The sequence below is a fragment of the Flavobacterium sediminilitoris genome, assembly GCF_023008245.1.
In the GTDB taxonomy this organism is placed as follows: Bacteria; Bacteroidota; Bacteroidia; order Flavobacteriales; family Flavobacteriaceae; genus Flavobacterium; species Flavobacterium sediminilitoris.
The window spans coordinates 1417702-1429999 of record NZ_CP090145.1; the positions used below are offsets into that span (position 1 = coordinate 1417702).

11 protein-coding genes are annotated in these 12298 nt (G+C 31.3%); all 11 read left to right on the forward strand.

Going from position 1 to position 12298, the window contains the following annotated elements; translation table 11 throughout:
* Positions 1-10: 10 nt before the first annotated feature.
* The 11 genes from LXD69_RS06410 (at position 11) to LXD69_RS06460 (ending at position 12025) form a co-directional block, all read left to right on the forward strand.
* Complete coding sequence (locus tag LXD69_RS06410; protein ID WP_246918344.1) at positions 11-946, forward strand: lysylphosphatidylglycerol synthase transmembrane domain-containing protein; 936 nt, start codon at positions 11-13, stop codon at positions 944-946.
* 40 nt (positions 947-986) lie between these two features.
* Positions 987-2195 (forward strand): alpha/beta hydrolase, encoded by a 1209-nt coding sequence (locus LXD69_RS06415; protein WP_045969908.1) that lies wholly within the window; start codon positions 987-989, stop codon positions 2193-2195.
* 2 nt (positions 2196-2197) lie between these two features.
* Entirely contained in the window at positions 2198-3559 is a 1362-nt protein-coding gene (gene radA / locus LXD69_RS06420; protein ID WP_246918345.1) for a DNA repair protein RadA, read from the forward strand.
* Positions 3560-3674: 115 nt separating this feature from the next.
* Positions 3675-5033, forward strand: coding sequence for an oxygen-dependent tRNA uridine(34) hydroxylase TrhO (gene trhO, locus LXD69_RS06425; protein ID WP_246918346.1), 1359 nt, complete (start codon positions 3675-3677; stop codon positions 5031-5033).
* Entirely contained in the window at positions 5033-6274 is a 1242-nt protein-coding gene (locus tag LXD69_RS06430; protein WP_246918348.1) for a peptidase U32 family protein, read from the forward strand. Before trhO ends, LXD69_RS06430 begins: the two co-directional genes overlap by 1 nt.
* Positions 6274-6504 (forward strand): ferredoxin, encoded by a 231-nt coding sequence (locus LXD69_RS06435; protein ID WP_045969841.1) that lies wholly within the window; start codon positions 6274-6276, stop codon positions 6502-6504. Before LXD69_RS06430 ends, LXD69_RS06435 begins: the two co-directional genes overlap by 1 nt.
* A 173-nt stretch (positions 6505-6677) precedes the next feature.
* The gene (locus LXD69_RS06440; protein ID WP_246918350.1) at positions 6678-7883 is read left to right on the forward strand and encodes a PSP1 domain-containing protein; all 1206 of its coding nucleotides are present in this window, start codon (positions 6678-6680) and stop codon (positions 7881-7883) included.
* Positions 7864-8355 carry a gliding motility lipoprotein GldH gene (locus LXD69_RS06445; protein WP_246918352.1) on the forward strand — a complete coding sequence of 164 codons (492 nt, stop codon included), beginning with the start codon at positions 7864-7866 and terminating at the stop codon, positions 8353-8355. Before LXD69_RS06440 ends, LXD69_RS06445 begins: the two co-directional genes overlap by 20 nt.
* Positions 8356-8357: 2 nt before the next feature.
* The gene (locus tag LXD69_RS06450; RefSeq protein WP_246918354.1) at positions 8358-10649 is read left to right on the forward strand and encodes a penicillin-binding protein 1A; all 2292 of its coding nucleotides are present in this window, start codon (positions 8358-8360) and stop codon (positions 10647-10649) included.
* An 18-nt stretch (positions 10650-10667) separates the two neighbouring features.
* Complete coding sequence (locus LXD69_RS06455; RefSeq protein ID WP_045969833.1) at positions 10668-11366, forward strand: CoA transferase subunit A; 699 nt, start codon at positions 10668-10670, stop codon at positions 11364-11366.
* A 2-nt stretch (positions 11367-11368) separates the two neighbouring features.
* A complete protein-coding gene (locus LXD69_RS06460) occupies positions 11369-12025 on the forward strand; it encodes a CoA transferase subunit B (RefSeq protein ID WP_045969831.1) in 657 nt (218 codons plus the stop codon).
* The last annotated feature ends 273 nt before the right edge of the window (positions 12026-12298 follow it).

Here is a 12298-nt window from a genome sequence, read left to right on the forward strand (position 1 = left end):
AAAGAAAATTTTGCAAATATTTATTCCTCTATTAATAGGAATTGGATTAATATATTATCAATATTCTTCTTTTAGTGAAGAACAGATTAAAAGGATAAAAGTATACTTTAAAAGTGCCGATTATTTTTATGTGCTTTTATCAGTTATTATATCTTTATTTGGATATTGGTCAAGATCTTATAGATGGAAATATTCTTTGCAACATTTAGGATATGAACCAAAATTTCATAATTCTTTCTTTGCAGTTTCTATTTCATATTTGATAAATCTTACAATTCCTCGATCTGGAGAGGTAACAAGAGCTATTATTTTAAAAAAATATGAAGGTATCCCTTTTGATAAAGGATTTGGAACAATTGTAGCAGAAAGAGTTATTGATTTCTTGATTTTTTTATTATTTGTAATTACTGCATTTCTATTACAATTTGATAAAATTAATCACTTCATTTTTTCTAATATTTCACCTAATAGAATAATCTTTATTACAATAATAGGCTTTATTTCTTTTTTTGCGTTCTTACTTATTTGGAAATGGGCAAAATGGCCAATAATATTGAAAATAAAATCTAAATTCATTGGTCTTATTGAAGGCATGACTAGTGTCTTAAAAATGAAAAATAAATGGAAATACTTGTTCCACTCTTTTTTTATCTGGTTTTGCTATTTACTAATGTTTTACGTTTGTATATTTTCTATTCCAGAAACAGCTTCAATCTCATTTGATGTGGTGATAATGGGTTTTATTTTTGGAAGTTTAGCTGTTGGCTTTACTAATGGTGGTATTGGTGCTTTCCCTATTTCCATTGCCAAAGTATTACTATTATACGGAATTGCGGAAGATGCAGGAACAGCATTAGGATGGATTATTTGGACATCACAAACATTACTAACAATCATTTTAGGTTTATTTTCTTATTTGTTTTTGAATATTTTCAATAAAAATTAATTAGTATATTGCTATATTATTTAAACACTATAACATCATCATGAAAATTAAATTATTTTTACTATTTATTTTAATAACTTCATTTGCTTTTTCTCAAAAAACAGTTGAAACGATTCAATCAAAAAAGTTAGGAGAAGAAAGAAGTTTTACAGTTTCTCTTCCAGTTAATTATGAGTTTGATACGGATAAAAAATATCCGATTTTAGTTTTATTAGATGGAGAATATCTTCTATCTCCTTTTGAAGGAATAGTAAAATATGGAAATTATTGGGATGATTTACCTGAAATGATAATTGTAGCAGTAAATCAAAATTATGGAGAAACTCGTTTTAATGATAGTGAATTTGACAGTAATGGTTTACCTTCTGGAAAAGGAGCAAGTTTTTTTGAGTTTATCGGATTTGAATTATTACCTTATCTTGAAAGTAAATTTAGAACACAACCTTTTAGAATTATTGCAGGGCATGATACTACTGCTGGATTCTTAAATTTTTACCTATACAAAGACAATCCTATTTTTAATGGTTATATATCATTAGCACCTGAAATGGCACCTGAAATGGAAAAAAGAATTTCAGAAAGATTAGCAATTATAAAGAAACCTCTTTTTTATTATCAAGCTACAGGAGAAGGCGATATTAAAGAAATTAATGATGGAGCTAAAGCTTTAGATAATAATATTAATGCACTTCAAAATAAGACTTTCAAATACCGTTTTGATGAATTTAAAGGAGCATCTCACTATTCATTAGTTGCACAAGCTATTCCTCAGGCATTGTATTTTATTTTTGATGGTTATCAACCTATTTCAATGGTTGAATTTCAAGAAAAAATTGTAACATTAGATAAAGGATATACACAATACTTAATTGATAAATATACTAATTTAGAACAAAATCTTGGACTAAAAATTCAACCTCGTTTAACTGATTTTAAAGCAATTGAAGCTGCAATCTTAAAAAACAAAGCATATTTAGAATTACAAGATTTAGGAAAATATGCTGATAAACAATACCCAAAAACTACTTTAGGAACTTTTCATCAAGCATTATATTATGAAAAAGTTGGAGAATATAAAAAAGCTATAAAAGAATATAGGAAGGCATATACATTGACAGATATAAGAGAATTAACAAAATCGTATATGCTTGATAGAGCAGAAAGCTTAAAAGATAAAAAAGACGAATCTACAGTAGAAGAACTTGCTGAGCCAACTTCAGAAGAAGGGGAAAAAAAAGATGGGGAATAATTATGAGTAAAATTAAAACTTCCTTTTTTTGTCAAAATTGTGGCACTTCTTTTTCAAAATGGCAAGGACAATGCCATGCTTGTAAAGAATGGAATACTATTGTAGAAGAAGTAATTCAAAAGGAAGAAAAAACAGCTTGGAAAACAGCCTCTAACTCTGTTGTTAAAGCTGCTAAACCATTGCTTATAAAAGAAATTGATAGCTCCCAAGAAATTAGATTAAATACTACAGATAGTGAATTAAATCGTGTATTAGGAGGAGGCTTAGTTCCTGGATCATTAACTCTTTTAGGAGGTGAACCAGGAATAGGAAAAAGCACACTTTTACTTCAAATTTCTTTAAAATTACCTTACAAAACACTTTACGTTTCAGGTGAAGAAAGTCAGAAGCAAATTAAAATGCGCGCTGAACGAATAATGCCAAATAGTGATAATTGCTATATTCTTACTGAAACTAAAACACAGAATATTTTTAAACAAATTCAGGAGATGCAACCTGAAATTGTTATTATAGATTCTATACAAACTTTGCATACAGATTATATTGAATCTTCAGCGGGTAGTATTTCTCAAATTAGAGAATGTACTACAGAGCTGATTAAATTTGCTAAAGAAACCAATGTTCCTGTTATTTTAATTGGACATATTACCAAAGACGGAACCATTGCAGGACCAAAAATTTTAGAGCACATGGTAGATACTGTACTACAATTTGAAGGCGATCGCAATCACGTATATCGAATTCTCCGTTCTTTAAAAAACAGATTCGGATCAACAGCAGAACTAGGGATTTATGAAATGTTAGGAAATGGATTAAGAGAAGTAGATAATCCATCTGAAATTTTGATTTCACATAAAGACGAAGAGCTTTCAGGAACAGCTATTGCTTGTACTCTTGAAGGCATGCGCCCTTTGATGATAGAGATTCAATCCCTTGTTAGTTCCGCAGTCTATGGAACACCGCAGCGAAGTACCACAGGGTATAATGCTAAACGACTTAATATGATTTTGGCTGTTCTGGAAAAAAGAGCAGGGTTTAGATTAGGAACAAAAGATGTTTTTCTAAATGTTACAGGTGGAATTTCTGTAGAAGACACAGCGATTGATTTAGCTGTTGTTGCTGCAATTCTGTCTTCTAATGAAGACATTCCTATTGCAGAAGGATTTTGCTTTGCTGGTGAAGTTGGACTTTCTGGAGAAATAAGACCAGTAAATCGTATTGACCAACGCATTCAAGAAGCAGAGAAACTAGGTTTCACAACTATCTTAGTTTCTAGACACAACAAACTATCTTTAAAAAACACAAAAATTAAGGTCGTTTTAGTTTCAAAAATTGAAGACGTAGTTAGTGAATTATTTGGATAACTTGTTTATAAAAGTAAGAATAGCATTTTTTAGATTTTAAAATAAAAATGTATCTTTGGCGTCAAATCCTTCCATTTAGGATTAAATTATTTTCTCACTTAAATACGTTTATAGCATGCAACTGTATAACACATTAAGCGCAGAAGAAAGAGTTGAGCTTATCGATCAAGCAGGACAACAAAGGCTAACTTTGTCTTTCTATGCGTATGCCAAAATTGAAGATCCAAAAAAATTTCGTGATGATTTATTTATTGCTTGGAATGCACTTGATGCTCTAGGTAGAATTTATGTTGCACATGAAGGAATAAACGCTCAAATGAGCGTTCCGGCAGAAAACTTTGAAACTTTTAGAGATACACTAGAGGTTTATTCTTTTATGAAAGGAATAAGACTCAATGTAGCAATAGAGCAAGATGATCATTCTTTTTTAAAACTTACAATTAAAGTACGCCATAAAATAGTTGCTGATGGATTGAATGATGATACATTTGATGTTACGAACAAAGGCATTCATCTTAAAGCAAAAGAATTTAACACTCTTTTAGAAGACCCAAACACTATTGTAGTTGATTTTAGGAATCATTATGAAAGTGAGATTGGACATTTTAAAGGAGCAATTACACCAGATGTAGATACATTTAGAGAGAGTTTGCCAATAATTAACGAGCAGTTAAATCAATATAAGGAAGAGAAAAATCTTCTAATGTATTGTACTGGAGGTATTCGTTGTGAAAAAGCAAGTGCTTATTTTAAACACCAAGGCTTTAAAAATGTGTATCAATTAGAAGGTGGAATTATTGAATATGCACGACAAGTAAAAACAGAAGGATTAGAAAGTAAATTTATAGGTAAAAATTTTGTTTTTGATCATCGATTAGGAGAAAGAATAACAGACGATATTATTGCTCAATGCCATCAATGTGGTGCTCCATGTGATAATCATACAAATTGTGAAAATGATGGTTGTCATTTGCTTTTTATACAGTGTGATAGTTGTAAAGAGAGTATGCAAAATTGTTGTTCTGCTGAATGTTTAGAAACTATTCATCTGCCATTGGTGGAACAGGTTAAGTTAAGAAGTGGAATTCAAAACGGGAATATGGTTTTCAAAAAAGGGAAATCTAAAGTTTTGAAATTCAAAAAAAGTGGTGATTTAGAAGATAAGCCATTAGCTAAAGTTTCAAAAACAAATAGTATTCGTCAAAAAATAGCAATAAAAAAAGTTTTGGTAGGGAAAGCAGAACATTATTATGTGAAAGCGGAAATTGGACTTTTTATTGTAGAAAATCAAGAAATAAAAATAGGAGACAAGATTTTAATTTCAGGTCCAACAACAGGGAATCAAGAATTGATTTTAGATAAAATGTTGGTAAACGGAAAAGAGACTGATGTGGCTAAAAAAGGAGATAAAATAACCTTTAAAGTTCCTTTTAGAATTAGACTTTCAGATAAATTATTTAAAATTATTAAGTAATGACTACTTCTGGAAAAATTGAATTGATGGCTCCTGCTGGAAATTTTGAATCGATGCAGGCAGCTCTAGATAATGGTTGTGATTCAATCTATTTTGGAGTGGAGCAATTGAATATGCGGGCTCGTGCAACAGTGAATTTTGTTTTAGAAGATTTACCAGAAATTGCTCGAAGATGTAATGAAAAAAACGTTAGAACCTATTTAACGTTAAATACAATTATTTACGACCATGATTTGTCAGTTGTAAAAACGCTTTTGTCTAAGGTTAAAGAGGCGGGCATTACAGCAGTTATCGCTTCAGATCAGGCGGTAATAATGACGGCAAAAACAATGGGAATTGAAGTGCATATTTCCACGCAGTTGAATGTAACAAATATTGAAACAGTTAAGTTTTATGCTATGTTTGCTGATACAATTGTATTGTCTAGAGAATTAAGTTTACGTCAAGTAAAAAATATCACAGCCAATATAGAAAAGGAAGAAATAAAAGGGCCAAGTGGAAATTTGGTAGAAATTGAAATTTTCGGACATGGTGCTTTGTGTATGGCAGTTTCTGGGAAATGCTACCTGAGCTTGCATTCGCATAATTCTTCTGCAAATAGAGGAGCGTGTAAGCAAAATTGCAGAAAAAAATACACAGTTATAGATCAGGAATCTGGTTTTGAAATTGAAGTAGATAATGAGTATTTAATGTCGCCTAAAGATCTATGTACTTTGGATTTCTTAGATCAAGTAATAGATTCGGGAATAAAAGTGTTAAAAATTGAAGGTAGAGGTAGAGCTGCTGATTATGTGGCGACAGTTATAAAAACCTATAGAGAAGCTATTGATGCGTATTATGAAGGTGTCTTTACAAAAGAAAAAGTTGATGTATGGATGCAAACTTTAGCAACTGTTTATAATCGTGGTTTTTGGAGTGGTTATTACTTAGGTCAGAAGCTAGGAGAATGGTCAGATAATCCTGGATCTAGTGCTACACAAAAGAAAGTGTATGTGGGGAAAGGAATGCATTATTTTCCGAAATCTAATATTGCAGAATTTAAAATTGAAGCTTACGATATTAAAAAAGGAGATAAAATTTTAATTACAGGATCAAGTACAGGTGCACAAGAGCTGGTTTTAGAAGAAATGTACGTGAATGATGTAGATGCTGAAAAAGCAATAAAAGGAGATAGTTGTACTTTAAAAGTACCTTTTAGAATTCGTTTGTCGGATAAAATGTATAAAATTGTAGCAAGTTAATGGTTGTTGTAACGTTACAAAGAGATAAATGTATTGGGTGTAATTATTGTGTAGAAATGGCTCCTAATTTATTTCAGATGTCAAAAAAAGACGGTAAAACAGTGTTGTTGAACTCAAATGACGCAAAAGGATTTTTCACATTGAAATCGCCAGATCATACAATTTTTGAAGATGGAGAGTTGGCCGTTAAGGCATGTCCGGTTAAAATTATTTCAATTAAAGAAGTCTGAAAAATAATTAAAAATGTACTATATAAAACCTATTTACGTTACCATGTAAATAGGTTTTCTTTTTTGTGTAATTTTTAGCTTGAAACCATTAACAAAATTATACTATCTTTACAACCAAATACGTTTTAGACAAGTAGTGCTGTTTACAAGCGCAATCAATATATATTCAAATTATGGCATGTAATAACTGTTCGACAGGAACAACCGATGGTGTTCCTAAGGGATGTAACAATAAAGGGTCGTGTGGCACCGGAAGCTGCAATAAATTAACTGTTTTTGATTGGTTATCAAATATGACATTACCACAAGGTCAAGAACCGTTTGACTGTGTAGAAGTAAGATTTAAAAATGGTAGAAAGGAGTTTTTTAGAAATACAGAAAAGTTAACTCTTTCAATGGGAGATGTTATTGCAACAGAATCTTCACCAGGACATGATGTTGGAATCGTGTCTTTATCAGGAGAATTAGTAAAAATTCAAATGAAAAAGAAAAATGTTCCAATTGAGAGTGAATTACCAAAAATATACAGAAAGGCGTCTCAAAAAGACATAGATATATGGAGCGAAGCGAGAAAGAAAGAAGAGATTGTTAGAATGAAAGCCCGAGAGCTGGCAATTGCGCTAAACTTGGAAATGAAAATATCAGATGTTGAATTTCAGGGAGATGGCTCAAAAGCAACCTTTTATTATACAGCAAATGATAGAGTCGATTTTCGCCAATTAATCAAAGATTTCGCTCGTGAGTTTAGTATTCGAATTGAAATGAAGCAAGTCGGGTTTCGTCAAGAAGCTTCTCGATTAGGAGGTATTGGATCTTGTGGAAGAGAGCTTTGTTGTTCAACATGGTTAACTGATTTTAGAAGTGTTAATACTTCAGCGGCAAGATATCAACAATTGTCGTTGAATCCTCAAAAATTAGCAGGACAATGTGGAAAGTTAAAATGCTGTTTGAATTATGAATTAGATACATATTTAGATGCATTAAAAGAATTTCCTGATTTAGATACTAAACTTTTTACAGAAAAAGGGAATGCAAATTGCCAAAAAGTAGACATTTTTAAAGAATTAATGTGGTTTTCTTATGAAAATCAACCAGCTCATTGGCATGTTTTATCCGTTGCTAATGTAAAGGAGATTATAGCTATAAATAAAGATAGTAAAAAAGTTGAGGCTATTGAAGATTTTGTGATTGAAACCGCTAAAGAAATTGAAAATAATTTTCAAAATGTAGTAGGACAAGATAGTTTGACTCGTTTTGATAATAAAACAAGAAAAAAACCTAATAAAAACAGTAATAATAAGACTAATAATAAGACTAATAATAAGAATAAAAAGCGTCGTAAACCAACAAATTTTAAAAATGATTCTAAAAAGGAATAACGCAGTATTATTTTTTATAATTTTTGTATTCTTTTTTTCTTGTGATAAAAAAAGAGTATTTGATGAATACAAAGGAGTTAATGGAAATTGGGAAGCAACAGATACTATTCAGTTTGTTTTTGACCAAAAAGATACAATAAATCCATATAATTTATTTCTAAATATTCGAAATACAAATGAGTATCCATTTAATAACTTGTTTCTTATAGTGTCGCTTAAGCAGCCTGATAGTTTAGTAAAAATTGATACTTTGGAATTTGCAATGACAAAGCCTGATGGATCATTATTAGGAGAAGGGTTTTCGGACATTAAAGAAAGTAAATTGTGGTATCAAGAAAATTTTAAATTTAAGCAAGCAGGGAAGTATACTGTAAAAATTCAACATGCACTAAGAGAAACAGGTAGTGTTTCAGGAATTGAAGAATTAAAAGGAGTTACAGATATAGGTTTCAGAATTGAAAAAACAAAATAATTATGGCTACGAAAAAAAAAGAAACTAATAATTACTCTAAATATATTAAGATTTTTTGGAAGACTTTTTTGTTTGGTCTTACAAGTGTAATTCTATTATTTTTATTTGCTTCATGGGGATTTTTTGGAGCGATGCCAACTTTTGAAAATTTAGAAAATCCTGATTCTAATGTAGCTACAGAAATCATATCTTCTGATGGAGTGGTTTTAGGAAAATTCTATACTCAAAATAGGATTCCTGTGAAATATGAAGATTTACCTAAAGATCTTATAAATGCTTTAATTGCTACAGAAGATGAGCGTTTTTATGAGCATTCTGGAATTGATCCAAGAGGAACAATAAGGGCAATTGCAAAATTAGGAACCGATGGAGGAGCAAGTACTATTAGTCAGCAGTTAGCAAAGAATTTATTTCATGGGAGCGATGGGGCTCGAAATATATTTGTTAGGGTTATTCAAAAAGTGAAAGAATGGATCATTGCAGTTCGTTTGGAAAGACAATACACAAAAAAGGAAATTATTGCAATGTATTTAAATCAGGTAGATTTTGTAAATGGAGCTATAGGTATTCGCTCAGCTTCAAAAATCTATTTTAATAAAGAACCTAAAGATTTAAAAGTTGAAGAAGCAGCAGTTTTTGTCGGAATGTTAACAAATCCTTCTTTATATAATCCAAATCGTGAAACTAGAAAGAAATTAGTTTTAGATAGAAGAAACACTGTTTTAGGACAAATGGTTAGAAGTGGTTTTTTAACAGAAGCAAAAAAAATAGAATTGCAAAAAACACCACTTGTTCTTGATTTTAAGCCTGAAAGCCATAATGAAGGAATTGCAACATATTTTAGAGAATATCTAAAGGGGTATATGAAAGACTGGGTTAAAGAGCATAAAAAAGATGATGGTTCTGAGTATGATATATATAGAGACGGTTTAAAAATATACACAACGATTGATTCGCGTATGCAAAAGTATGCGGAAGAATCAGTAGAAGAACATTTGACAAATTTACAAGCTAAGTTTTTTGAACTGGCAAAAGGAAAGAAAAATGCGCCTTTTGTTAATCTATCTGATGTAGAAACTGAAAAAATAATTAAGAGATCAATGAAAAACTCTGAGAGATGGAGAATTTTAAAAGAAGACGGAAAGTCGGATGCTGAAATTTTAAAATCTTTTGAAGTTAAAGCAAAAATGAAAATATTCTCTTGGAAAGGTGAAAAAGACACCATAATGACACCAAGAGATTCTATTATTTATTACAAACATATGCTTCAAACTGGGATGATGGCAATGGAGCCGCAAACAGGTCATATAAAGGCATGGGTTGGTGGAAATAATTATAAATATTTTCAGTATGATCATGTTGGACAAGGAGCAAGACAAGTAGGTTCAACATTTAAACCGTTTGTTTATTCAACTGCTATTGAGCAATTAGGGATGTCTCCATGTGATTCTATTATTGATGGTCCATTCACAATGCCAAAAGGAAGATGGGGAATATCATCTAGTTGGACACCAAGAAACTCAAGTCATAAATATTATGGGATGAAAGACTTGAAGTTTTGTTTGGCTAATTCTATAAATACAGTTTCGGCTAAGTTGATGGATAGAGTAGGTCCTAAAGCAGTTGTTAATATGGCACATGACTTAGGTGTTACTACAGATATTCCAGAACAACCAGCAATTGCATTAGGTGCTGTAGAAATTACAGTGAGTGAAATGGTTGGAGCGTTTAGTACTTTTGTTAATCAAGGAGTTTATATAAAACCAACATTTATTACAAGAATTGAAGATAAAAACGGTGTGATTTTAGAGCAAATTATTCCAGAGTCTAAAGATGTAATGAATAAAGATGTAGCTTATGCTATAGTAAAGTTAATGGAAGGGGTAGTGCAATCAGGGACAAGTGCGCGTCTTAGAAACGGAAGTGTAAGAGGATTGACAAATTATAAATATAAATTTAATAATCCAATAGCAGGGAAAACAGGAACTACTCAGAATAATTCAGATGGTTGGTTTATAGGTATGGTACCTAATCTTTCTGCGGGAATATGGGTTGGAAATGAAGATAGAGCTGCACACTTTAGAAGTACAAATTTTGGACAAGGAGCGACAATGGCATTACCAATATGGGGATTGTTTATGGATAAATGTTATAAGGATAAAGAATTAAATGTCTCTAAAGGTGCATTTGAAAGACCTGATAAGATTTCTATTAGTGTAGACTGTGATAAGACGAAAGTTACTACAGATTCTATTGATGTTGATGCTCCAGATATGAATGAATTTGATCTTTAAATAAACATAGAAAATATTATGATTAATCGTAGAGTAAATAACGTTGAAGAGGCTTTACAAGGGATTGAGAATGGAATGACTATAATGTTGGGAGGTTTTGGGCTTTGTGGAATTCCTGAAAACAGTATTGCTGAATTAGTAAGTAAAAGAGTTACAGATTTAACTTGCATATCAAATAATGCAGGAGTTGATGATTTTGGATTAGGGTTATTGTTGCAAAATCGTCAAATAAAGAAAATGATTTCTTCTTATGTAGGAGAAAATGCAGAGTTTGAAAGACAAATGCTTTCTGGAGAACTAGAAGTGGAATTAACACCGCAAGGGACATTAGCAGAGAAATGTCGTGCGGCTCAAGCAGGTATTCCGGCCTTTTTCACGCCTGCAGGTTATGGAACTGAAGTGGCAGAAGGAAAAGAAGTGAGAGATTTTAATGGTAAAATGCACGTTATGGAACATGCTTTTAAAGCAGATTTTGCTATAGTAAAAGCGTGGAAGGGAGATGAAGCTGGAAATCTTATCTTTAAAGGAACGGCCAGAAACTTTAATGCTGTAATGGCAGGAGCAGGGAAAATTACAATTGCTGAGGTTGAAGAATTAGTTCCAGCAGGAACTTTAGATCCGAATCAAATTCATATTCCAGGAATTATGGTAAACCGTATTTTTAAAGGAGAAAAGTTTGAAAAGAGAATTGAGCAACGAACTGTAAGACAAAAATAATCATGGCATTAGATAAAAATCAAATAGCGCAAAGAATTGCTAAAGAAGTAAAAGATGGTTATTACGTAAACCTAGGTATTGGAATCCCAACATTAGTTGCAAATTATGTTAGGGAAGATATTTCTGTAGAATTTCAAAGTGAAAACGGTGTTTTAGGAATGGGGCCTTTCCCTTTTGAAGGAGAGGAAGATGCAGATATTATAAATGCAGGAAAACAAACTATAACTACTTTACCAGGGGCTAGTTTTTTCGATTCTGCTTTTAGTTTTGGAATGATCCGTAGTCAAAAAGTAGATTTAACAATTTTAGGAGCAATGGAAGTTTCCGAAAATGGAGATATTGCAAACTGGAAAATTCCAGGGAAAATGGTTAAAGGAATGGGAGGAGCAATGGATTTGGTTGCATCAGCAGAGAATATAATTGTAGCGATGATGCATGTAAATAAAGCAGGTGAATCTAAGCTTCTTAAAAGTTGTTCGCTTCCATTAACAGGTGTTAAGTGTGTTAAAAAAATTGTTACTGAATTAGCAGTAATAGAAATTACTGAAAAAGGATTTAAATTACTAGAAAGAGCACCAGGAGTTTCTGTTGATGATATTAAAAAGGCAACTGAAGGAACTTTAATAATTGAAGGGGAAATTCCAGAAATGATATTGTAAGTTTCTAATATTTAAATATTTATAAAAGCTGTGTTGAAAAACATGGCTTTTTTTGTTACATTTTGTCAGAACACTTAAAAATTTGTTAAAATACTTAAAATAAGTGCTATTTATTGGTATAAATAACTGTTTATTGAATTTAATGTTATTTTTTTGTTTATTTTTTGTTAAATTCGCAGCGTATTTATAAATATCAAACAAAATAAACAACAAACAACTATTTTTATTATGGTAAGAAAAAACTATTTCAGTAGGCTGCTATTTGCAGGCCTG